24 protein-coding genes are annotated in these 23220 nt (G+C 61.0%); 16 read left to right on the forward strand and 8 right to left on the reverse strand.

Translation table 11 applies throughout. The annotated features are described in order from the left end of the window. Positions 1-144 precede the first annotated feature (144 nt). The 3 genes from AC5ZG5_RS36015 to AC5ZG5_RS36025 form a co-directional block, all read right to left on the reverse strand. On the reverse strand, positions 145-459 hold the full coding sequence (locus AC5ZG5_RS36015; RefSeq protein WP_456645522.1) for a tetratricopeptide repeat protein: 315 nt from the start codon (positions 457-459) through the stop codon (positions 145-147). Between the two features lie 13 nt (positions 460-472). Further along, positions 473-1891 carry an adenylate/guanylate cyclase domain-containing protein gene (locus AC5ZG5_RS36020; protein WP_456645523.1) on the reverse strand — a complete coding sequence of 473 codons (1419 nt, stop codon included), beginning with the start codon at positions 1889-1891 and terminating at the stop codon, positions 473-475. Positions 1892-2198: 307 nt separating this feature from the next. Continuing rightward, a complete protein-coding gene (locus AC5ZG5_RS36025) occupies positions 2199-2489 on the reverse strand; it encodes a DUF1330 domain-containing protein (RefSeq protein WP_456645524.1) in 291 nt (96 codons plus the stop codon). A 407-nt stretch (positions 2490-2896) separates the two neighbouring features. Here AC5ZG5_RS36025 and AC5ZG5_RS36030 point away from each other — a divergent pair, with 407 nt between their 5' ends. The 4 genes from AC5ZG5_RS36030 (at position 2897) to AC5ZG5_RS36045 (ending at position 5475) form a co-directional block, all read left to right on the forward strand. Beyond that, entirely contained in the window at positions 2897-3070 is a 174-nt protein-coding gene (locus AC5ZG5_RS36030) for a hypothetical protein (protein WP_456645525.1), read from the forward strand. A gap of 288 nt (positions 3071-3358) precedes the next feature. Next, positions 3359-4060, forward strand: a complete 702-nt coding sequence (locus tag AC5ZG5_RS36035; protein WP_456645526.1) for a site-specific integrase — start codon at positions 3359-3361, stop codon at positions 4058-4060. Between the two features lie 353 nt (positions 4061-4413). Next, entirely contained in the window at positions 4414-4968 is a 555-nt protein-coding gene (locus AC5ZG5_RS36040) for a PAS domain-containing protein (protein ID WP_456645527.1), read from the forward strand. Between the two features lie 63 nt (positions 4969-5031). After that, positions 5032-5475, forward strand: a complete 444-nt coding sequence (locus AC5ZG5_RS36045) for a cupin domain-containing protein (protein ID WP_456645528.1) — start codon at positions 5032-5034, stop codon at positions 5473-5475. A 113-nt stretch (positions 5476-5588) separates the two neighbouring features. Here AC5ZG5_RS36045 and AC5ZG5_RS36050 read toward each other — a convergent pair whose 3' ends face one another. Beyond that, positions 5589-5978 (reverse strand): COG4315 family predicted lipoprotein, encoded by a 390-nt coding sequence (locus AC5ZG5_RS36050; RefSeq protein ID WP_028163244.1) that lies wholly within the window; start codon positions 5976-5978, stop codon positions 5589-5591. Between the two features lie 272 nt (positions 5979-6250). Here AC5ZG5_RS36050 and AC5ZG5_RS36055 point away from each other — a divergent pair, with 272 nt between their 5' ends. The 3 genes from AC5ZG5_RS36055 to AC5ZG5_RS36065 all read left to right on the forward strand — a co-directional run bounded on the left by AC5ZG5_RS36055 (position 6251) and on the right by AC5ZG5_RS36065 (position 10428). Further along, positions 6251-7402 carry a DJ-1/PfpI family protein gene (locus AC5ZG5_RS36055; RefSeq protein WP_456645529.1) on the forward strand — a complete coding sequence of 384 codons (1152 nt, stop codon included), beginning with the start codon at positions 6251-6253 and terminating at the stop codon, positions 7400-7402. A gap of 104 nt (positions 7403-7506) precedes the next feature. Beyond that, a complete protein-coding gene (locus AC5ZG5_RS36060; protein ID WP_456645530.1) occupies positions 7507-9864 on the forward strand; it encodes an Orn/Lys/Arg family decarboxylase in 2358 nt (785 codons plus the stop codon). A 6-nt stretch (positions 9865-9870) separates the two neighbouring features. Beyond that, positions 9871-10428: a GNAT family N-acetyltransferase gene (locus AC5ZG5_RS36065; RefSeq protein WP_456645531.1), complete on the forward strand. Its 558-nt coding sequence runs from the start codon at positions 9871-9873 to the stop codon at positions 10426-10428. Positions 10429-10442: 14 nt separating this feature from the next. Here the strand turns inward: AC5ZG5_RS36065 and AC5ZG5_RS36070 are convergent, their stop codons facing one another. From AC5ZG5_RS36070 to AC5ZG5_RS36080, 3 genes are all read right to left on the reverse strand, one after another. Further along, entirely contained in the window at positions 10443-10847 is a 405-nt protein-coding gene (locus AC5ZG5_RS36070) for a hypothetical protein (protein ID WP_245287252.1), read from the reverse strand. Between the two features lie 11 nt (positions 10848-10858). Next, on the reverse strand, positions 10859-11080 hold the full coding sequence (locus AC5ZG5_RS36075) for a hypothetical protein (protein WP_130229773.1): 222 nt from the start codon (positions 11078-11080) through the stop codon (positions 10859-10861). Between the two features lie 125 nt (positions 11081-11205). After that, positions 11206-12159: a cation diffusion facilitator family transporter gene (locus AC5ZG5_RS36080; RefSeq protein WP_130229774.1), complete on the reverse strand. Its 954-nt coding sequence runs from the start codon at positions 12157-12159 to the stop codon at positions 11206-11208. Between the two features lie 137 nt (positions 12160-12296). Here AC5ZG5_RS36080 and AC5ZG5_RS36085 point away from each other — a divergent pair, with 137 nt between their 5' ends. The 3 genes from AC5ZG5_RS36085 (at position 12297) to AC5ZG5_RS36095 (ending at position 16201) form a co-directional block, all read left to right on the forward strand. Beyond that, complete coding sequence (locus AC5ZG5_RS36085) at positions 12297-12851, forward strand: DedA family protein (RefSeq protein WP_456645532.1); 555 nt, start codon at positions 12297-12299, stop codon at positions 12849-12851. Positions 12852-13800: 949 nt separating this feature from the next. Next, positions 13801-15045 carry a glycosyltransferase gene (locus AC5ZG5_RS36090; protein ID WP_456645533.1) on the forward strand — a complete coding sequence of 415 codons (1245 nt, stop codon included), beginning with the start codon at positions 13801-13803 and terminating at the stop codon, positions 15043-15045. A 103-nt stretch (positions 15046-15148) separates the two neighbouring features. Beyond that, a complete protein-coding gene (locus AC5ZG5_RS36095; protein ID WP_456645534.1) occupies positions 15149-16201 on the forward strand; it encodes a glycosyltransferase family 4 protein in 1053 nt (350 codons plus the stop codon). 65 nt (positions 16202-16266) lie between these two features. Here AC5ZG5_RS36095 and AC5ZG5_RS36100 read toward each other — a convergent pair whose 3' ends face one another. Then, a complete protein-coding gene (locus AC5ZG5_RS36100; RefSeq protein ID WP_028163234.1) occupies positions 16267-16665 on the reverse strand; it encodes a hypothetical protein in 399 nt (132 codons plus the stop codon). 412 nt (positions 16666-17077) lie between these two features. Between AC5ZG5_RS36100 and AC5ZG5_RS36105 the strand changes: the two genes are divergently transcribed. The 6 genes from AC5ZG5_RS36105 to AC5ZG5_RS36130 all read left to right on the forward strand — a co-directional run bounded on the left by AC5ZG5_RS36105 (position 17078) and on the right by AC5ZG5_RS36130 (position 22110). Then, entirely contained in the window at positions 17078-18031 is a 954-nt protein-coding gene (locus AC5ZG5_RS36105) for a tripartite tricarboxylate transporter substrate-binding protein (protein ID WP_456645569.1), read from the forward strand. 256 nt (positions 18032-18287) lie between these two features. Then, the gene (locus AC5ZG5_RS36110; protein WP_456645535.1) at positions 18288-18878 is read left to right on the forward strand and encodes a DUF6932 family protein; all 591 of its coding nucleotides are present in this window, start codon (positions 18288-18290) and stop codon (positions 18876-18878) included. After that, on the forward strand, positions 18879-19814 hold the full coding sequence (locus AC5ZG5_RS36115) for a hypothetical protein (RefSeq protein WP_456645536.1): 936 nt from the start codon (positions 18879-18881) through the stop codon (positions 19812-19814). A gap of 410 nt (positions 19815-20224) precedes the next feature. Continuing rightward, on the forward strand, positions 20225-21034 hold the full coding sequence (locus AC5ZG5_RS36120; RefSeq protein ID WP_456645537.1) for a hypothetical protein: 810 nt from the start codon (positions 20225-20227) through the stop codon (positions 21032-21034). Between the two features lie 138 nt (positions 21035-21172). Then, positions 21173-21625 (forward strand): hypothetical protein, encoded by a 453-nt coding sequence (locus AC5ZG5_RS36125; protein WP_456645538.1) that lies wholly within the window; start codon positions 21173-21175, stop codon positions 21623-21625. 161 nt (positions 21626-21786) lie between these two features. Next, positions 21787-22110, forward strand: a complete 324-nt coding sequence (locus AC5ZG5_RS36130) for a hypothetical protein (RefSeq protein WP_456645539.1) — start codon at positions 21787-21789, stop codon at positions 22108-22110. The last annotated feature ends 1110 nt before the right edge of the window (positions 22111-23220 follow it).

Below are 23220 nucleotides of genomic sequence, written 5' to 3' on the forward strand. Positions count from 1 at the left end.
CCTTGGAGGCTTTCGGACGCCGGCCGCCGAATACGCCGCGCCCTCCCTCAAGCGGCCGGCATCCGAAACCCTTCACACTTTCGGACTCATGCATCGCAGCAAATCGCGCCCTATGATCAGCCCGTCGATGCGAGCGAGCCCGGTTCATTCGGGCAACCCCGCCTTCCGAAGACCCTCCGTCAACAGCCTCGATGTTGTCTGCCCGCGCCGGGCGATCCGTGCGGATATTGTGAAGGCGGGATCGACCTCAAGCAGACGCGCCGCCGCCTCACGCGCCTCAGCATAGCGTCCGAGATGGCCGAAAGCAGCAGCGAGACAGCTGTAAGTTGGCGGATAGGAAGGGTTCTGACGTTGGGCTTTCTTCCCTGCGCCGATCGCCTCGTCAAAGCGACCAAGGCCAATAAAGGCAAGCCCCATCCCAGCCAACGTGGTGTGTAGCAGCGGGTCGACCGGGCTCATACGAATGGCACATTCAAAGCTCCGGACCGCTTCCTCCAGCTGCCCCCGCAATAATATAGACCCAGCCTCTGCAGTTCCATGCGTTAAATGAATTTGGGTTGAGCGCAACCGCCCGGTCGGCCATTTCGATTTCAGTTTCACTATCGCCGACCACGAACGCCGAGATTACGGCAGCAAATGCTAGCGTATCTGGATCATCAACGTCGGTGCTCAACGCCATGCGAAGAAGCCGAACTGCTTCCTTCCTCTCGAATTGAGGGTCGACAGCATAACCATAAAGGACGTTTCGCATGCGGCAGATACCTGCCAGCACTGCGACGAAGCCGAACCGAGGGTCTAGCTCTAAAGCGCGATGAGCCAAGCTTATCGCCTCGGCCACCCCTTCGCGGGTCGTTAAGTAAAACTGCTGCAAAGCACGGAGAAAAAGATCATAGGCGGTGAGATTTTCCGGCCGCCGCCGCGCCGCTATTGCAATTTCTGTTTGAAACAATTTCGGCTGGATAGCTGAGACAACCGCGACCGTTACTTCGTCCTGCAGCGCGAAAACGTCAGTCAGGTCGCGCTCGAACCTGTCCGCCCAGATGTGCGCGCCCGTCACCGCGTCAATCAACTGCCCGGTGATGCGGACTTTTCCGGCTGCCTTGCGCACGGAACCCTCAAGGACATAGCGCACGCCAAGCCTGCGTCCGACCTCTTTGATATCGATAGGTCTACCCTTGAAAGTGAAACTCGAATTTCGCGCGATCACGAACAACCATTTAAACCGCGAAAGCGCCGTAGTGATCTCCTCAACCATTCCGTCCGCAAAATATTCCTGCTCGGGATCGCCGCTCAGGTTCTGAAATGGCAGCACGGCGATGGACGGCTTGTCCGGGAGTGGCGGGACCGCACTCAGCCTATCGCTCAGCGCGCAGAACGCTCCCGCGCGTACAGCAAAAGTGCGGACCGGCTTGGAGATGTTCTTGAGCTGCTGTTCGCCCCGGTCCTCGAAGCCAACGTCCAGCTTGCCCTCGACCTCGCTGTACACCTTTTCGGAAATCAGGATGCTGCCCGGATCGGCGATCCCCTCCAGCCGGACCGCAATGTTGATCCCGTCGCCGTAGAGTTCACCGTCCTGCCCAACGATAACGTCACCAAGGTTGAGCCCAACGCGTAACCTGAAGGGACTGCTGCCCGAGGCGAGATGATCCTGTATCTCAACCGCGCATCTCACGGCGGCCAAGGGACTCGCGAACTCGACGAGCGCGCCATCACCCGTTGTCTTGATAAGTCGCCCTTCGTGGCGGGATAGGCTGGGCTCGATCAGTTCTCGCTTGAGCCGCTCGAACTCGGCGTACGTCGCTTCCTCAGCGCGTTGCATCAACGCAGAGTAACCAACCACGTCAGCGGCCAAGATCGCCGCCAGTCGCCTTTGAACCCGCTGCTCGGTCACAGCCCCTCCGCACGACTCGATTAACCACGCCGCTGGGGACAAGGAAGAGCCTAGCACTTTGTTGCGGACCTGTGAGCGGTAAATTCGCAGAGCGCTGTTTGCCCCAAGCGGCATTGCCGGGACCATGTCAGGGGCTCGTTGCGCTGCGAGATTTCGATCCGCTCTATGTCGGCTCGGGGTCATTCGCGTCATTTTTGGCCAGTGGCCCAGATGTCTGCTTCTCCCCTGACAGCGGCTGAATAGCAGACATCCTCCAACCGCTGCATGGGGCCAATAGCGGATACCAAACGTGCTGCCCAGCGAGCCGTCAGCCGAGGCCCTCCACGCCGACCAAACGCGCTGAGCTGCAAGCGTCTCTTATGCTTTTGAGTCCTTGATACGTTGCGCCGTTGTAAAACGCCTCAAATGCCGCGATCGACGGGAATTCCAGCAAGACAATCCTGCGAGGTTCCCAATCTCCTTCGTAGACCTTGTGAGCTCCGCCTCGAGCCAGATATTTGCCTCCGGCCATCTCCAGCGCAGGCTTCACACCCGACATGAATTCCTGGTATTGGTTTGGGTCACGAATATCGACGTCAAAAATCATGTAAGCCGCCATTTGCGGTCTCCCGATCCAGTTGTATCGAACGCCGCTCCCCAGTGAGGCAGCATCGGGGGCTGCATCCACTCGCGTCAAATCAAATGTCCGCAAGGGGTCACGAGCAGTAATGCTCAGACGGATCGCAAGATGTCCGCTTTCGTCAGAACCCTGACATCCACGACTTTGCGAGTACACGACCTAAATGGCATCAATATTTCTTTGGGACATCTTCCACATAGACTTCGCACCTAGCGAGATCGAAAGCCTTCTGGCGCGCCGGCTATTCGCGAGCGCATCAGAAGGGAAAGAGCGATGAAAACTAAATTCTATGGCAAGCGCGGCCGGTCTAGGTCCGCACGCGATCACCGGCGGCACAACAAGGTGAAACGCCAGTTCAAGGCCCGCTGCGCTCGCACCGTCGGCAAATGGGGCTACTGATCCTCGTTCGCATCGTCGCGCCGCACTTCGTCGCGGGCTTTGAGACCGATGGCGTTGTGCGGCGCGCGGCACCGATCATCAAAAAGCTGGTCGGGATGACCGGCGACGAGGCTCGCGCCTTCATTCACTCGAAGGGATGGAAAGCGAGCATCGTCAAGTGAGCACTGGCACGGACTACATATCGATAGCGCTTCGTGATTAGCGCCGGCCGCGTTGTTGATGATTTCGGACCCAAAAAAATTTATGCCCAGCCGGCGAGTTCACACCGAGGAAAAGGCGGCGCTTTGCATCTCTATTTATGATCTATTTATTGCCGACTGGTTGTGGCCAAATAATAGACTCTAGCGGTACGCGAGCGCCAGACTCACGAACCTTCAGCACTAGTTGTTTTGCGTTACAACCCTGTAATGCGCTTTACGCATCCGCCTCACGAAACGGAGCGGAGCGCAATGACAACCCTATTCCCCATCACGATCGAGGTAGAGGAGCCAAAGGTGGGTGCGGTGTTGCGCCTGCTTCACCACACAGAAGGCGTGGCGAGGTTTCACCTCGACTTCGACAAGCTGAAGGCACGCCGCGGCGCTGCCAAGCGAAACGGAAGAGAAGACGAGCGACACGCTCAACCTCGACCACCGCAAAAATCCATCATCATTAGCGCACTGATGGCGGGGCCGCAGAGTATCGACGTGCTTAAACTCGCAATTGAGAGACATGGGCACAGGGCCGGCAACGCCGTCGATACCGCGCTCACCGCTCTGCGCCGTCAAGGCATCATCGCGACGAAGCACACCGGAGGTCGATGGGATACACCGCGCCAGCTTGGCCGGCAGTTCAGCAACTTCATCAGCGCGTTGAAGAAGGAAGGGCTGGTCGGCGAAGGCCTGACGATGCATGGCCTGCGCGTCACCTTTGCCGCGGCAAGGAAGCGCGAGACCGGTGCCACCGACGAGGAAGTGGCGGCAGCGCTCGGTGACCGCGACAAGCGAATGGGTGCCCACTACACGCGGCACGTCGAGAATGAGCTGAAGGTTATCCGCGCGTTCACCGCGAACATGAACAGAACAGGATTTGCCAACAGGGCGGCTCAGGTTTGCCAAAGCGGCGAAAAACCAAGGAAAAACAATCGCCTAAGGAATAAGGGCGGGCCCTGAGAAGGCCCGCCCTCTGCTGCTGTCGGTCTTGTCGCGCCAGAGGGAACGGGAGCACATCCCACCCCTCCCCGCCCGATGACCTGATTGTTCGACGCCACCTGTGTACCAACCCGCTGGCCCCTGGAGAACGGCCGGCAAGAACGGGAATGAGCGGACAGTAGAGGGGCATGCGGGCGGCGCCAAGCTCATAGTTAACTTAACGTTAACGCCGCAAAGCTGCCGGAAAGCTTGCGAAAACGTGGCCGCGGCATGGACGCTGCAAAAGTTCCCCTGCACTACTGAGAATGAATGCGCTTGCGCAAAAACCGGGACAGATGTGTCCCGGCGCGGCGAGCGCGAGGCAAGGTTCTTGAATGAAGCATCCGGGAAGCCGCGAATTCTTCGCTTGTTGGGACAAGACGCGTGGCAACGCGCGCGCCCCCGATCGCTGCGACCTCGATCCCGAGGCCGTTCGCGAGCGGCTCGGCGACATTTTCGTGCTGTCCTACGAGCATGAGGCGGGCTTTCCCTTTCGCGTCGCCGGCACGCGCGTCTGCGCCCTGCTCGGCCGCGACCTCAAGAACAAGAGCTTTTCGGAGCTGTTCACCGGTGAGAGCCGCCGCCAGGTCGAGGATGTCGTCGCCTTCGTCGCCGAGGAGATGCTGCCCGCCGTCGCCGGCGTCACGGCCTCGAGCCAAGCGGGCACGCCGGCGCATCTCGAATTGCTGCTGCTTCCCTTCAACAACCGAGCGCATGTGCCGGTGAGCCTCACCGGACTGCTGGCACCATTCGAGAGCGTTGCGACCACGCTCTCCGATTTCACGCTGACCTCGTGGCGCTATCTGCACCCGCCGGAAAGATTTGTGCCGCGCGCGCTGCGAAAGCTCGCGATCGCGCGCGGATTCATGGTCTATGAGGGACTGCGGTAACCGCTGACGCGGCTGCGCGATCCGGCTATCATCCCTTTGGTTCAACGAAACCGGAGGAACGCCATGGACGCTGCTACGCCGCAGGCGCATCAGACTGCCGACACGCATTCCCATCTCGTGCGCCCGCAGGAAATGGACTGGCAAAAGACCCGTTTCCCTGGCTGCGAGGCCAAGACGCTGCTGTTCGACCGCAAGACCGGCTTGATGACGGCCTTGATGCGCTTTGCGCCGGGTACGGTGCTGCCCGACCACGAGCACGTCAATATCGAGCAGACCTATGTCCTCGAGGGTTCGCTGGTCGACAAGGAAGGCCCCGCGCAGGGCATTGCCGCGAAAGCGGGCGAGTTCATCTGGCGTGAGGCCGGCAGCCGCCACGTCGCCTGGTGCCCCGAAGGCGGATTGATCCTCGCGATCTTCCAGGTGCCGAACAAGTTCTTCGAAGCCGACGGCCGCGTCGTCGACGCGGCTGGTGCGGACTGGGACGAGGCGTGGGGACACACGAAATAACGGGCCGCCGACTTCTTTGCATCCCCGCGCGAGGCAGGTGTGCAAGCCAACTAGCGTGAACGGCGGATCATGCTGCGCTGATCCGCCTCTCGCATTATTGCGAGCTCAGCTCATCACGGCTGCGCAAGATGCCAGGCGCCGTTGAGGAAGCCGTCGCCGGTGATGTCGCCGGGTTTCTGATCCTTGGCGAAGGTGTAAAGCGGCTTGCCCTTGTAGGCCCACTGCTTGGAGCCATCATCACGGGTGATGATGGTGTAGCCCTCGCCCGCCTTGTCGCTCGCCTCAGCCTTCAGCACCGGCCAGTTTGTCGCGCAAGGACCATTGCAGGCAGACTTGCCGTCAGTGTCCTTGTCAAAGGTATAGAGAGTCATGCCCTTCGCATCCGTCAGCACACTTCCCTTCGCGGTGGTTCCGGTCTTGGTCGGCGGTGCGGCAAACGCCACGGAGACCGTCGCCAGGGAAATGGCGGTGGCGAGTGCGAAACCAATCGATGGGTTCTTCATGATAGCTCCTGTAAGGAAATAGCTTGCATGAGTAGGACATACGGAGGCGCGTTCTATTCCGCCGGAGAGCACGAGGAATTTTTTCGCTACGTCTGCTTGACGAGGGGAATAATTCGGCAAGTGGCTTTCGGCGAAATTCACCGATCCGCCCCTGTCCATCCATTGCCCCCTGTGTCGGTTTTTGCCGGATTTGCGTCATTTCGGAGCGCGGCGTGAGCGAGTAAGTTGCGCGGAGGGGGGCGAGGTGACGAATTCGTCGAGCGACGTAAGCAATGAACTGGCGGCTTTTCGCGTGGGGCGGTGTTGCCGCCGCCGCGCTTTTCTTGACCATTGGTGGTGGCTGGCTTCTGACGCTGCCCTCGCGAGCTGCGTCTGGAAACGCGCCGCCGATCGCAAGCCAGGAGGGTGATGCGACCATCGCGGCGTTGAAGCCGCCGAAACGGCAGCGGCCGCTGATCGCGATCGTCGGCATCAATGAGCAGACCGAAACCACCGACTATCTGATGCCCTATGGCATCCTCAAGCGCGCCGACGTCGCCGACGTGGTGACGCTTGCGACGAGACCCGGACCGGTGACGCTGTTTCCGGTGCTGAAGGTCGAGCCGGATGCCACCATCGCAGCATTCGATGCCGAGCACCCTGATGGCGCCGACTATGTCATCGTCCCCGCCATGAGCCGTGACGACGATCCGGTCGTCGTGCAATGGATCAGGCAACAGGCGCAAAAGGGCGCGATCGTCATCGGTGTCTGCGTCGGCACCATGGTGGTCGCCAGCACTGGACTGCTCGACGGCAAGCGCGCGACGACGCATTGGTACTCCCTGAAAGACCTGCGCGAGAAGCATCCGACGATCCATTACATCAGGGACCGCAGGATCGTGGTCGACCAGGGCGTTGCGACCACAACGGGGATCACAGCTTCGATGCCGATGTCGCTCACGCTGGTCGAAGCGATCGCCGGCCGCGAGAAGGCAGAAGCCGTTGCCCGCGACATCGGCCTGTCCCATTGGGATGCCCGCCACGACAGCGGCGCGTTCCAGTTCACACGACCGTTCGCGCTCACGGCGATCGGGAACACGCTCGCGTTCTGGAACAAGGAGCAGCTCGGCATCGCGCTTGCGCCCGGCATCGACGAAGTCTCGCTCGCGCTCGCCGCCGACGCCTGGTCGCGGACCTATCGTTCGCGCACCGTGACCTTTGCCGCGACGGCGGAGGCGCAGCCAAGCCGCAACGGCCTGCGCATCCTGCCCGATCAGGTCGCGGCCCAGTGGCCCACCGAGCGATTGCTGCAACCGGTCGGATCACTGGCGCCGGCGCAGGCGCTGGACCAGACCTTGCTGCGGATCGAGGCACGCTATGGCGGGCGCACGGCCGATTTCGTCGCCATGCAGCTCGAATATCCGAGGCAACGCGTACCGGATTGAAGCGGCGTCGGCTCGCCACCAACAATTTTCCCCCGCCGGCGCCACCGTCATCTGCCTGTCACGAAATGTGCCGACTTCTCGCTCGGACCATTTCGAGGACACCGATGGACTATTTCCGACGCTTCACCTTCCTGTTCGCGGCGCCCGTATTCGATCCGGAGGATCTCGAGGGCATCCGCTTCAACCAGATCATCGACGAGATCCAGCGCTCCGGCTTCGAGGTCGTGCGCGCCCGCAAGCTCGAGGATGCCGAGATCGCGGTGCAGACGGACGCGGCGATCGGCTGCATGGTGGTCGACTGGGGCAAGAAGGGGCTGGAGGGCAAGACCGCGTCGTTGATCAATTTGATGCGGCGGCGCGGCCTCGACTTCCCGATCATCCTCCTGATCCGCCGCAAGCGGTTCGAGGACCTGCCGGTTGAGGTGCTCGACTTCATCGACGGCTACGTGTTCCTGTCCGAGGAAACGCCGCCGTTCATTGCCAAGAATTTGATCAGCCGCCTCAAGCAATATGCCGAGACGCTGAAGACGCCGTTCTTCGGCGCGCTGGTCGACTATGCCGAAGAGGGCAACCAGCTCTGGACCTGCCCCGGCCACAATGGCGGCGTGTTCTACAGCCGCAGCCCGATCGGACGCGTGTTCGTCGAACATCTCGGCGAGGCCGTGTTCCGCGATGACCTCGACAATTCCGTGCTCGACCTCGGCGACCTCCTGACCCATGAGGGCCCGGCACTGCGGGCGCAGAAGGAAGCGGCCAGGATCTTCGGCGCGGAGAAGACCTATTTCGTGCTCAACGGCACCTCCACGTCCAACAAGGTCGCACTCGGCTCGCTGGTCACCGACGGCGACCTCGTGCTGTTCGACCGCAACAATCACAAGGCCGCCCACCATGGCGCGCTGCTGCTCGGCGGCGGCATCCCGGTCTATGTGCCGACCGTTCGCAACGCCTGGGGCCTGATCGAGCCGATGCGCTGGGACATGCTCGACGAGACGTCGCTGCGCGAGCGCATCCGCAACCATCCGCTGGTCAAGGACAAGGAGGCCTGGAAGCGGCCCCGTCCCTTCCGCGTCGCCGTGGTCGAGCAGTGCACCTATGACGGCACCATTCATAGTGCGGAGATGATCCTGAGGCGCATCGGTCATCTCTGCGACTACATCCTGTTCGACGAAGCCTGGGCCGGCTTCATGAAGTTCCATCCGATCTATGCCGGCCGCTTCGCGATGGGCCTTGCCGACCTCGGCCCCGAGGCGCCCGGCATCATCGCCACGCAATCGACCCACAAGCAGCTCGCCAGCTTCTCGCAGGCTTCGCAGATCCATGTCCGCGACCGGCACATCAAGGGGCAGAAGCGCCGGGTCGAGCACCGGCGTTTCAACGAGAGCTTCATGCAGCACGCCTCGACCTCGCCATTCTATCCGCTGTTCGCCTCGCTCGACGTCGGCGCGCAGATGATGAAGGGCCGCTCCGGCGAGGTGCTGTGGGACGACACGATCCGGCTCGGCATCGAGCTGCGCAAGAAAATCCGCGCCACCCGCCGCGAATTCGAGGAGAACGAGGCGCGTCCCGAGCGGCGCTGGTTCTTCGAACCATTCGTGCCGGATCGCGTGATGATCCCGGACGTCGCGCGCGAAGGCGGGGCGCACAATGTCGCTTGGGAAACCATCTCTACCGACCAGCTCGCGACCAACCCTGCGTTCTGGCAGCTCAAGCCTGACGATAGCTGGCATGGCTTCCCGGAGATGACGGCGGGCTTTGCCATGACCGACCCGAACAAGCTGACGCTGCTCACGCCGGGATTCGACCATGCCACGGGCGCCTATGCCGAACACGGCATCCCCGCCCCGGTGGTGGCGCAATATCTGCGGGAGAACCGCATCGTCGCCGAGAAGAACGACCTCAACTCCCTGCTTTTCCTGCTCACCCCCGGCGTCGAGGCGAGCAAGGCGGGGACGCTGATCTCGGGGCTCGTCGCCTTCAAGAAATTGCATGACGACAATGCGCTGCTCGAAGACGTGATCCCCGAATTCTTCCGCCGCCGGCCTGCCCGCTATGCCGGCGTGCGCCTGCGCGACCTCTGCGGCGACATGCACCGCTTCTTCCGCGCGGCCGATGTGAGCGCGCTGCAGCGCAAGCAGTTCCTGCCCGAGCATTTGCCCGAGATCGCGATGTCGCCGCGCGAAGCGTCACGCTACCTCGTGCGCAACGACGTCGATTATCTCCCGATCGGCGAAATTTCGGGCCGCATCGCTGCAACGCCGTTCGTGGTCTATCCGCCCGGCATCGCCACCATCGTGCCCGGTGAACGGCTGTCGGAACAGACGCGGCCGATGATCGATTACCTCAAGATGTTCGAGGCATCGTTCAATGCGTTCCCGGGCTTCGAGGTCGAGATCCAGGGCGTCTACAAGGAAATCGACGATGCGGGCCACGTGCGCCTGTTCACCTACGTGATTTCCGAGTGACGGCCGATGAACGAAGAGCGGATCATCGTCAGGGCCTCGCGCGAGGCCGATGTCGAAGCCATGCTGTCGATCTACCGCCGCCACATAAGGCGCGGGGTCGACGACAGCGTCGAGGACAGCGGGGTGCCGGAGCCGGATGATTTCCGCGACCGGCGCAAGAATTTCCGCAACCATCGCCTGCCCCATCTGGTCGCGACACGCGACGGCGAGGTGGTCGGCTATGCCTATGTGGTGCTGTTTCGGAAGCGGCCGGCCTATCGCTATGCAGTAAAGCATTCGATCTATGTCCGTCACGACCAGGTCGGCCGCGGCATCGGGCGCCTGCTGCTCGGCGAATTGATCGGCGCCTGCGCGGCGGCCGGCTTTCGCCAGATGATCGGCTATATCGACAGCGACAACGCCGCCTCGCTGGCGCTGCATCAGCGTTTCGGCTTCGCCCGCGCCGGCCTGTTGCCGGGCGTCGCCTATCGCTTCGGCCGCTGGGCCGACACCGTGATGGTGCAGCGCTCGCTCGGCCCCGGCACCACCGAGCCGCCGCCACCAGCCCCGCTGTCGCGACGCTAAGCTGCGACGGCCGGCTATGTCGGCCGCCAGCGCACGGGGAAGCTCCGCGCCACCGCAAGCGCCGAGCGCTCGTTGGCCTCGAGCGCGATCTTCTGCGCCAGCATGACGTCTCCGGCCACCAGCGTATCCCTCGGCACGAAACACCAGCCCGCATGCAGCCGGCCGAGTTCGTCCAATTCATAGATGTTCATGCCGGTACCGTGCCGGATCCGGTAGCGTTTGCCGGAGTGGCAGCCAACGACGTCGAAATAGCCGCTCGTCTCGTACTGCACGAGCTGCTCGGGCGTCAGCCATTCCTTCAGCAGCGCCAGACCGCGCGACTGGCTGTCATCCAGTACGCAATATTCGACGAACCGCCGCCAAGCAGCGCGCGAGAGCCGCGCGGCCTCGGCGAACGCCCGCGACAGCCTGCCGGACATGACGGACCGGCCTAGCCGCCGACAAGTCGCGGATAGAACAGCGTCTCTTCGGCCTTCGGATCGAAGGAACGGACCACGGTCGGCTGTCCCGACACGTCCCGCACCGCAGCGGTGTAACCGCTCTTCATCAATGCGTCGAAGCGCAGTTGCGCTTCGCGCAGGGCCTTCTCGTCGGCGGGATTGAAATTGTGCCGGCTGTCGCCAGTGTGATCCATCACGATTTGCGTCGCCATCCCCGCACTCCCTTGCTGGATGAAACTGCAAAGCTAATGAGAGATTAGGGCGAAAGTTCCGACTGCGCCAGTGCAAAGTCGCGAGAGACCTTTCGATTTCGCACGCCGGCATGATCGCCTCAATTTTAGCCACCGCCGAACCGGCCGCGGCGCACCGCCTCATAACGGTGGCGGGTTTGTGGCTTGATGAACAGCGAGACCACTTCGGGATGCGCCGCGCGGATCCGCTTCTCCAGCGCCTCGACGCAGCGCTCGATGTCCGGAGTGCGCAATTCGTCGGAAAATTCCAGGCTGAGGCTTGCCACAATCTGGTCCGGGGCGAGGTGAACGGTGGTGACGCCGTTGACGCCCTCAACGCACGGCTCCTTCTCGGCGAGCGCCACGATCGATGCGTTGATCGCACTGTGTGCGGGTTCGCCGATCAGGAGCTCCTTGGTTTCGCGAGCCAATAGCCAGGCGGTTGCCGCCAGCACCAGGCCGATCAGGATCGAGCCGACACCGTCGATTTCGGGCCGTTGCAGGCGGACCGACAAATAGATGCCGAGCGCGGCGATCGAGATGCCGACCAGCGCGGCCGTATCCTCCAAGAGCACCATGAAAGACGGCGGATCCTTGCTTTTCCGCACTGCCTCCAAATAGCTGCTGCCGCCCTTGGAAGCGCGAAATCCCTTCAGCGCGAACCACCATGAGGCGCCCTCGAACAGAAATGACAGCGCCAGCACGACATAGCTCGCCATCACATTCTCGATCGGGATCGGGGTCATCACATGCGAGACGCCCTCATAGAGGGAGACGCCGGCGCCCAGCGCGAACAGCAGGATCGCGACCACGAAGCTCCAGAAATACAGCTCGCGGCCATAGCCGAGCGGATGGCTTGCATCCGGCTCCAGGCTGGACCGATGGTAGCCGTAGAGCAACAGCGCTTCATTGCCGGTATCGACCAGCGAGTGCACCCCTTCGCTCAGCATCGAGGAGCTGCCGGTGAACAGCGCCGCGGCAAACTTTGTCACGGCCACCAGGAGATTGCCCGCCAGGGCCGCATAGACAATTTTCTTTGATCGCGACGAAACCCGGGCCATGGTTCTCTTTACCGCAATTCCAAACTGCGGATGCCGCGACGCGTTCCGCAGGTTAGAGTGATGTTCCTGGAACCGGCGTCCCCATCGCGGATTTCCAGTGGCGGTGACGGCGAAGGCGGATCGGAAGCGGCGGTACGATGTCCCTCGAAGATTCCGCCCGGCATGTCGTCGAGTTCGTCAGGGATCACCGCGCCTGGGCGGCGCCGATCGTGTTCGCCCTCGCCTTCGCTGAATCGCTCGCCTTCCTCTCGCTGCTCGTGCCGGCCTGGGCGGTGCTGGTCGCCATCGGCGCGATGATGCGGAGCGGCGGCATCGCCTTCCTGCCGATGCTCCTCGCCGGCGCGCTTGGTGCAGCGTTCGGCGACTGGCTGTCCTACTGGATCGGCGGCAAGTTCGAGCATTCGATCGCCAGGATGTGGCCGTTCTCGCGGTATCCTCATCTTCTGGTCCACGGCGAGGCCTTCCTCAAGAAATGGGGCGTGCTCGCGATCTTCATCGGCCGCTTCTCCGGCCCCTTGCGCGCCTCGGTGCCGATCGTCGCCGGCATGCTGCGAATGCCTCAGCAGCCGTTCCAGATCGCGAATTTCGTCTCGGCGTTCATCTGGGTCGCGGTGCTGCTCCAACTCGGCGACATCGGCGGGATCGCGTGGGCGTGGCTGTGGGAGCATGTGCTGCAGCGGTTCTGGCGGTGAGCGGCGCGCTCGCTGACGCCGTCATTGCGAGCGGAGCGAAGCAATCCATCTCGCCACTTGCGGAGGCATGGATTGCTTCGCTCCGCTCGCAATGACGGGTGGTGAGTTCCGATACAAATTTCAAACAGCGAGAGGATGTGCGTTCGCATTCTCGCGGCGCTTTGCGTCCGAGTTTTGCATCACGTTCCGCCCTCTCGAAACACAGAGGGCGCAGGGAAAGCCGGGTGCTGGTTGCACCCGTGGGTCCCGTGCAAAAAAAGCACGGGGGTAGGACCACAGGTTCAACCGATTCACACCGGCTTTCCCTGCGCGATGGTTTTACAGCTTACTTCGCGCTCTCCCCGGTGACCGGGCTTTCTTGCCACCGTCGCCTAGTGCGAACTTGTTCGCACGAAGCTTAGCGCCAGCGTCGGGGCGCCAGGACCACACGACTTCGCCGTCCACGGATAGCTGCGTTCGTCTGTCGCAGCACCCGCGTCCACCGCATCTCACCGCAACGTTCGTGACGATCGCGACGCGCCCCTCATTCGCGTGAGACGCGCGGAGTTAAATCACTGATTTGCCCGACGACGGAAGCTGAATATTTTTCGCGCGAGGGATGGACAGACTTTCGACTGATTTGCCCGACGAGGCTGGGCAAGTATTCGCCGCGGGCGCGTCCTCGTAGAACGTCCTTTCTTTGCGCGACGCGCATGGCAATGAGGATGGAATTTTCTACGTGCAATCGCCCGCAACGGCGAATGCATTTCTGCGCCGTTCAAGGCTGATTGAATACTTGCCCAGCCTCGACGGGCACTTTTTGCATAACTCGTTGCATAGCTCGATAAAATTGCTGACGTGGTTGGAACGTCGCCGCTGCAGCCGCAGTTGAAGGCCAGCGCGCAAGGCACGCCTGAAGCGCGATCGGAAGATGATGCGGTTCAACTCTTCAGCCAAGGTGCGCGCAGCTATGTCTCTGCTCCCCCCAGCCATCGATCGCTCGACTCTCGGTCTGCATTCACTCGAACATTACGCGCCGCTCATCGGCGCCGCGACGGCGGAACGGATCGAACGAAAGGCCGACCGCGTGCGCATGATGCAGGTCGCGCATATCAGTTCGACCTTCTATGGCGGCGGCGTCACGGAAATTCTTACGCCGCTGACGCTGATGATGAATGCGATGGGGATCGAGACCGACTGGCATTTGGTGCAGGGCACGCCGGGTTTCTTCGCCTGCACCAAGAAGCTGCACAATGCATTGCAGGGACAGGAGCTGGAGTTTTCCGAACAGGAAAAGGCGATCTACGAGGAGGTGGTGTTCGAGAATGCCACCAGGCTGCATCTGGAAAAATGCGATGCAGTCATCGTGCATGATCCGCAGCCGCTGCCGCTGGTGCGACACTTTGCCGAGCGGGAAATGCCATGGTTGTGGCAGTGCCACGTCGATCTCTCCTCGCCTCACCCGCCGGTGTGGGATTATCTGCGTGGGTTCGTCGAACCGTACGACGCCGCCATCTTCTCGCTGCCGGAATACGGACAAGGCCTCGGCACCGATCAGCGGTTCATGACGCCGGCGATCGATCCGTTTTCCGCCAAGAATGCCGAACTGTCCGAGCAGGAGATCGGGGAGACGCTGAAGTACCATCGCATTCCGACCGATCGCCCGCTGGTGACGCAGATTTCGCGCTTCGACCGGTGGAAGGATCCGATGGGCGTGATCGAGGCGCACCGGAAAGCGCGCCGGCAGGTGGACTGCACGCTTGTGCTGGTCGGCAACAATGCGAGCGACGATCCCGAAGGCCACGTCATTCTCGAAACCATCAAGCGTTCGATCGACGATCGCGTCATTGTGCTCGCTGTCGATGATCCGATCCTGGTGAATGCGCTGCAACGCCACTCCGCTGTGGTGCTGCAGAAATCGACACGCGAAGGGTTCGGCCTCACCGTGACCGAGGCGATGTGGAAAGGCGCCGCCGTGATCGGCGGCGATGTCGGCGGCATCCGCCACCAGATCACGGATGGCGAGAACGGCTTCCTGGTCAGCACGGTGGACCAGGCCGCCGATCGCATGGTGCAACTCCTGAACGATCCGCAGTTGCGCCAGCGGCTCGGGGCGCGCGCTAAGGAAACCGTGCGCGAGAAATTTCTGATGAGCCGCCTGCTGGAGGACTGGCTCGATCTGCTCACACGCTACGAACGGCCGGTTTGCCAATAATTCCCGAAAATATCGGTAAGCGCTGGAACGGCATCTGGTTCGTGCAGTTGACGCTTCGGAATTTTGACGGCGGACCCCGGGGATTGCTGGAGTCGGACGCAACATGCGGATTGCGCAGATCGCGCCTTTGGCTGAGAGCATTCCCCCGAAACTTTACGGCGGCACCGAGCGCGTCGTTGCGTGGCTGGTCGACGAACTGGTCAGGCTCGGACATCAGGTGACGCTGTTTGCCAGCGGCGATTCAAAAACGCTGGCCGAGCTCGAGCCCGCCTGCCCGCGCGCCTTGCGGCTTGGCCGGCCGCGCGTCGACCCTGTGGCGGCCCAAACGGTGCTTCTGGAATCCGTCGCGGGGCGCGCAAGCGAGTTCGACGTGATCCACGCTCACATCGACTGGCTGCCCCTGCCGCTCCTGAAGCGCCTCGGCGTGCCCTTCCTCACGACCACGCATGGACGGCTGGATCTTCCGGGCCTTGCCGATGTCGCGCGCCTGTTTCCCGAGGCGCCCTACGTTTCGATCTCGAACAACCAGAACACGGCGCTGCGCGAGGCCAACTGGATCGGCACCGTCTATCACGGGCTGCCCGCCGACCTGTTCCGTCCCTCCTTCGATGAAGGGCGATATCTGGCCTTCCTGGGCCGGCTCACCGCCGAGAAAGGGCCCGAGGTCGCGATCCGCATTGCGCGCGCCGCGAACATGCCGCTTCGCATCGCGGCGAAAGTGCCGCGCGGCGAACGCGCTTATTTCAAGGAGCGGCTCGAACCCCAGATCGATGGCAACAAGGTGCGACTGACCGGCGAGGTCAATGACGAGACCAAGCAGAAATTTTTGGCCGGCGCCTCGGCGCTATTGTTTCCGATCGATTGGCCCGAGCCGTTCGGCCTCGTCATGATCGAAGCGATGGCCTGCGGCACCCCGGTCATCGCTTTCCGCTCCGGCTCGGTGCCGGAGGTGATCGACGACGGAATCACCGGCTTCGTCGTGGACGGCGAAGCTGAAGCCATCGAAGCAATCGGCCGGCTCGGCGAACTCGACCGCCGCAAAGTGCGCGCGCGGTTCGAGGAGCGGTTCACCTCCGAGCGGATGGCGAAGGAATATCTCCGTCATTACGAAGCGCTCGCGCGAATGAAGCCCGCCTACGGCCTTGCAGCCCAGTGAGCACAGGGCGGGTGTCTTGCGCCGGACGCCCGGCTCGTCGTTCAACCTTCGCCGCCGCGCCGACTTCACATGGAGCAGCGAACATACGGCATTTCCACCGGCACCGGCTGCTTGGAGCTGAGGGTGATCTTGTTCTCTCCGGAGATTTTCACGTCGAACTCTACGTCCGAAATCGCGACGCCGTCCGAGCACGCCGCAATCATTCGCACATTCGATCCATCATCGTGCAACGACTTGATCGTGCATTTTTCAAATGTGCCGGTGATCTGCCTTCCCTGGACGATGATGCCGCCCGCGTGGAGATCGGCATCCGGCTTGAAAGCAAGCCTGTTATTCTCTTTGGTAAACACGTCACCGCAGGCCGAGGCGTCGATCGTCCAGGCTCCGTTCAAATCCGCAGCCTGGGTCGCGGCCGATAGCGTGACGAGAAGGACTGACAGCACCAATCGATTGAAGGTTCTCATGAGACTCTCCGATTAAATGGTTACAAGCGTGATGACTTTTCTTCGAACCGTCATCCCGCTCTCGCTCTTTGTTTGACCATGATCTTCTTCGGAAAACCGGTCTCCACTTTTCCGGATCATGCTGTAGGTGACCGGGAGCCCGTTCGATCGGACGTGGAATCGTCGCCAAATCGTCTCTTCGACGCGGACGGGCGTAGCACCCCGACGTGGCCTTTCGGATCGCTTTTGCGCAGTATCCGAGTGCGACGACTTGGCGGAGCCTTTGTTGATCTAAGTCAATAGTTCTGCCGAGCGCTTGGTCCGGCCGTACCGCGCGACATCTTTCGCTTTTGTGCGGCAGCGCAAAACGTGTAGAGATGCACGACCAAAGAAGAACAAGCTCAAAGGGAGGCTCGACTTGAAACGACTGGCCATGATTGCCGCTGTTCTTGCGATGGCAAGCTCGGCGGCCTCCGCGCAGACCTATCCGGCCCGGCCCATCACCTTGCTGGTGCCGTTTGCGGCCGGCGGGCCGACCGACACGGTGGCGCGGATGACGGCGCAATCGATGTCGAAACTCCTGGGCCAGACCATCATCGTCGAGAACGCCACCGGCGCCGGCGGCACCATCGCGACCGCGCGCGCCGCCCGCGCCGAGCCCGACGGCTATACGCTGCTGGTCCACCACATCGGCATCTCGACGGCGGCAACGCTATACCGCAAGCTGCCCTACGACACCAAGACGGCGTTCGCGCCCATCGGCCTCGTCACCAACGCACCGATGACCATCATCGCCCGCCCCGACCTGCCGCCAAACAATCTCGCCGAGCTGATCACCTACATCAAGGCCAATGGCGACAAGATGACCTTCGGCAATGCGGGCCTGGGCGCCGCCTCGCATCTCTGCGGCATGCTGTTCATGACCGCGATCGACAAGCAGGTGCTCACCGTGCCTTACAAGGGCAACGCTCCCGTGATGAACGACCTGATCGCAAAGCAGATCGACCTCACCTGCGACCAGACCACCAACACCACAGGCCCGATCGCCTCCAAGCTCGTGAAGAGCTACGCCATCACCACGAAAACCCGCCTCGCCTCCATGCCCGACCTGCCCACCGCCGACGAAGCCGGCCTGAAGGGCTTTGAAGTCGGCGCCTGGCACGGCCTCTACGCGCCCAAGGGCACGCCCGACGAGATCGTGCGAAAACTATCCAAGACGCTGCAGGAAGCCCTCCGCGCCCCCGACCTCGTGAAGCGCTTCAACGAGATCAACACCGAGCCGGTCGCCCAGGACGAAGCCACGCCCGAAGCGCTGAAGGTGAAGCTGGTGAGCGAGGTGGACCGGTGGAGGCCGATCATCGAGGCGACGGGGCAGTTTGCGGATTGAGGGGGCGAGATTTCAAGGCCAAAGCCAAGGTATCGCAGGGTGGTTCGCCAGACATGAGAAGCGCCCTATTTAGCGACGAGCAGGCTTCCCGGTTCTAGGTACGCAATTCAACAAAGGTAGCCCGCGTACTTCGGGTCAAGCCGGGTTCGTGGGACTTGCGCTCCAGCGGGGGCGGCGCTTGAATGAAATGGGCTCTGGGGGATACGATGGCTGAGAGTGGCGGGAACACCCGTGCCGACTTGGGCACGGCAGGTTGGTGGCGGCCAATCTGATGCCGATCCCCGCTTTCGATGCACGAAGCTTGCTGCCACCGTTTCTCGGTGCGGACGGGACGACGCCCGACAGATCGCCGTATTTGACGAAAGCAAGCGAATTGCTTGCAGCGCTCGGCACGACACCTGTTCGAGAAAATCTGTTGTTCGGCCTGCTAAAGTACCGAGAATTGCTGAAGTCCGCAGGGTACGTTCAAGGCATACAATTTATAGATGGCAGCTTCGTTGAAGACGTCGAACGCCGGGAAAATCGTGATCCAGGGGATATAGACGTGTTTAGCTTTTTGGTGCGGCCAGCCTCTTTCCAGAGCGACCAAGTACGCTGGGCAACTGTTGGATTCCCGGTCTGGTCTACCTATTTGATGGACCGAGACAAAAATAAAAAGCGGTTCAGCCTCGACACTTACGGCGTAGCCATCGATCAACACGGTCCCTTAAGGCTAATCCAGGATACTATATATTGGTATAGTCTTTTTTCGCACAAGCGGATTACGCATGACTGGAAGGGCTTCTTATGCATTCCGTTGGATCCAACAGATGACACCCTAGCGATGGCCGCACTCACGGGATCCTGAATGGCAACACTTCTGAGAGGAAAAGGGCTAAAGGACGATCTAGCTTTCGTCGAAGAGCAACTGCGCAAATTCACTGATCCCTACGATACAGTGGGTTTCATGTGGCGCCAGAGAAAGAAGGACCTCGAGCGGCAGATTGCCTCCGAGGAAAGTGCAATCGATGCGCATGCAGAGGTCGCCCTCTTATTTGAAGGAGCACCAGTTCTTGGATCAGAAGAGATACGATTGCAGTTCGCAACGCGAATACTCGACACTTACCAAAATTTTGTATCAGTGATTGCAGCAGAAAAGGGTGGCGCCGAACTGAAAGCGAAAGGCCAAGTTCCGAATGGCTTTGGTTCCAAGCTCTTCATTAAAGATATGTTGCGCGGGTCTGTCGGCTTTTTATTGGAGGAGCCCGTACAAGCTCAAAGCTCCATAGTTCCCACTCTTTTGAAAGAGGCAGTAGAGGAAGCGACCGTAGCGCTAAGGGACCTCTCGTCGAACGATCCAGCGCGCTTTCAATCGCGAGCGGATAGTCTTAGCCCTCGGGCGATGAGCGCAGTCAAAAAGATTGCCAAGACGCTGAACGATGCTGGAGCAGAAGCTAGGATTGTCGGCGCCGAACAAGAACTGAAGCTAGCTCAAGCTAATGTTGCTACCCTTCATTCCCGTCTCAATGAAGTTGAAGTCCTTGAGCACAATGAGGAGCAGACCGGTGTCGTATTGGGCATATTTCCCGATCGCCAACAATACGAATTTCGCATTGGTAGTGATGGCCCGGTCATATACGGCTCGGTTTCCGAGGACTTAGACAAGCATTACTTAGCCAATCCGTTGTCGATAGTGCTCAAGCCAGTTAAAGCAAAATTTCTGGTACTAACTAAGCTGCGTGCAGGCCAAGTGCAGTCCTCCGAAAAAATTCTGGAATCGCTGACGCCCGTCGCGACTCTCTGAGCCTCCGTTCAGCCGCGAGAACAGTTGATCGATATTCGAAGATAAGCTTGTAGGGCGGATTAGCCGTAGGCGTAATCCGCCACTTTGTGGTACGTGAACGGCGGATTACGCTGCGCTGACCCCACGGACGACGCCGGTTTTCGCTGCGGCAATTTACAGGCAGACTCCGCCGCCGGAGTTGGATGGTACTTGGTATCTGGATCGCAAATAGCGGCTGCCTCCGCCTTCCCATAGCCGCGCAGATCTTACCTCCAACAGTCGCCCCCACCGACAGAGCTACCCCCGACACGGCCGACATTCAGCACGAATGCTTGACAAGGCCGGCATGCTCTCGCACTCATCAACCTCCGCTTGTTGCAGGAAATTGCAAACCGATTCGTGTTTTTCAGCAGGTTGCTGGAGTGGCCGACATGCCTGAGATCGCTTTCTCAACGCGACTGACAGAAGACGATTGGGATCCTTCGAAGAAGGCATGGCATTGTCCCGCGCTCGGCATCCCGTCAGCCGATGTGAAGAACGTCTACGTCAATGGGAATCGAGTAGATTCCAAGAACTGGGAAAAACTTCTTGGACCTCCCATGATACGTTGGGTGATCCAACGTCCTCCAACCGAGATAGTTGCGGATATCGTCATTCCCGAAACGCTCATCCCGGAGAATGAAAAAACGAAGGTTGAGGCGGAGGCCGACCGTTGGAAAAAGTTAGCCATCTTGCTCCCGTTCCTGGCTACCATCATCTCTGCCCTGATAACGGGCTTCACCACCTATTGGAGCAAGGCCGAGGGACACATTTCCGGCCTTGATCCCGCATCAAGAGAAACCGCCTCTTTCAACACCTGGGCAGCAATCAAGACCGCTGAGGCGGCTTCCTTCAGCCTGTCCCGCGACGACATCGACGTCGAGAGATATACGCAGAAAGCAGATCGCGCGAAGTATCGCCTCATTGTGGGCATTCGCCCCAGGGAGGCTGGGCCCACTGAGGATGGTAGCTACAAATACGCGTTTGGTCCTTATTCGTTTGACGCGGTCTCATACCGAAATGCTGAACTGGATGACGAGATGAAGTCGTTCATCGGTAATGGAGGTTGCGCAAGTTTCGTTCTATTCCGCGTGACCGCCACCAGACTCGCGGCCACACCTATTAAGCGACCGTTCTTGCCGAGCGATTACGGGAGCGACATCAAGGTCGTGGATAGCAGATTGGATGGCGGCTGCTCATAGGCTCCGCTTTGCGGATGTGAACGGCGGATTACGCTGCGCTAATCCGCCCTACGGACTGCCCTCTCCTTCCCCCGCCAATCCGCGGACTACGCGGAGGCTAGCTTCACTCACCACCTATCCACTCCCCTTGGTCCAAACATGTCCGCTCAATCTGAGAACAATCGGCCGAAGTCGAACTGGGCGCAAATCGCATCCGCGGTCATTGCTGGCTTCGCCTTCGTCATCGTCGTTGCTCAAGTCTACTTCATCAGCAAGAACTTCAAAGAAGTAGCTGCCCGCCAAGTCTACATGTCATACAGCGAATCTGCGTTGCGGCACCCGGAGTACGCTGAGCCTGACCTGTTGGAGATCAAGGCAGACCGAAAGAAATTCGCCCAATACAAAAATTACGTCGCGCATCTGCTGTTTGCGTACGACGAGATGCTGGAAGCATTCGACAAGCCGGAATGGCGCAAAAGCTTTGATGAAGAGATCAAGTACCATCACCAATACATCTGCGAAGACATGCCCCCCACTCTCGACGAAATTTACTTTGAGCATATGCGAAAGCTTCTCAGAGAGATTCGGGCCAAGTGCCCCGCCAAGAACTGAGACCTTCCTGCGAAGCTGCGTCGCAGCTCACAGGGCGGATCAGCCGAAGACGTGATCCGCCGTTTTGTGGTACGTGAACGGCGGATTACGCGGAGCCTGTCATCGGGCCGCGCGAAGCGCGGACCCGGTGGCTGATCCGCCCTACGCGTTGAGGTGTGGCTGTGACACGCGAGACCGCATTCCGCGAAGCCTTGCACGCCGTAACGCCTGACTTGATTGCGGACCTCTATCTTTATCCGGTCGAGGCAGGTGGCAGGACTGGGCCGGTTCGTCTTGGCTGGGGCTGCCCGTGCACCAAGGACAGGAGTGTCGATGAGGGCTGGGATGGTTATCCGCTGCTCGAACGCGCCATGATGCCGGGCGAGCGGAGGCGGCTGGGTTTCGTGTTCTTGTGTCGCGAAGAGGCAGCGCAAGCGCTCGGGGCAACTGATCGCTTTTATCTCTGGGAGGGACGCTGGATCGGCGAGGCGGCTGTCGTTCGATAGCCGTGCGCGGGCCTTTCAGGATTTGCCAAACGCTGCCGATCGGCGATGCGGAACATCGTCGCCGACTTGCGGGCGGACGGCGCCGCCCGACAGGTCGTCAAGCTTTGTCGTTTAGCGGTGAGGTCGTGAACCTAGCACCAGCGGCAGCGGCCCCAGCGGGCGCAGCAGCCGCCGCAACCTCCACAGCCACCGCAGCCACGCCAGCCTACTCCGCAGCCACGGCAGCCACGGCAGCCGCGGCAACCACCGCAACCTCGGCAGCCGCGAACGACAACGGCGGCCAGTTGCACGCCGGGGTCTGCGTTTTCCTTATCGAACAGATAGAACGTGGCGAGACTGACGTCGGCCATTTCCTCTTCACCAAGGACCAGGCGCTGATTGGGCGAGAAGTCGTCAGACTGCGGGATGTCAGCGGTGGGTATCGCGGACGCAGACGCGCTCCCCGCCAGCGAAAGACCGAGGCCCGCCGTACCGAACGCCGTTACGGCGGCGGCTTTGGTTGTACGCGCCTGCTTTGTAGCTTGGTTCACCCGTGGCATTTTCGCACCCTTTGTAAGTTGTTGTGCAAGGGTCAACTTGCCGCAGCTATGTGCCTGCAGGCCTAGAATTGCGATCTTGCGCATCCGGTTCCGTTCGCGCCGGGCTTTTCTTGAGGCGCCACCGGCGGAAGGGGAGCGGGAGGGATATTGAGGCAGCAGTGCTGTCCAAACGTGGCGCGCCGAGCCTGCGTCTTCTGAAAGCAGGACGCGCCGTAACCGCAGTGCCGACCTCTCCCCATCAGGGAGAGGTCGGATCGCATCGCCAGATGCGATCCGGGTGAGGGGATGAACTCCATCGAGGGACCGTAACCCCTCACCGGCGCTGCGCGCCGACCTCTCCCTATGGGAGAGGTGAAAACACTCCAGCGTGGCGCCACCTCGACCCGATCTCATCACGCTCTGGCGTCATCCGCCGTCTTCGCGCTCGCGGATCGCGCCTTTCGCCATTGCTTGTCAGGCGAAAGCAGAAGGTTATTCCGCCCGGCGGACGTCTCGATTGCGCCGCCTGGCACCCGTCCCGGACTTCCATCCCCGCCCAACCTTCTGCTAGGAACATCTTCTGCGAAGCGGC

Source organism: Bradyrhizobium sp. Ses1 (genome assembly GCF_059512365.1).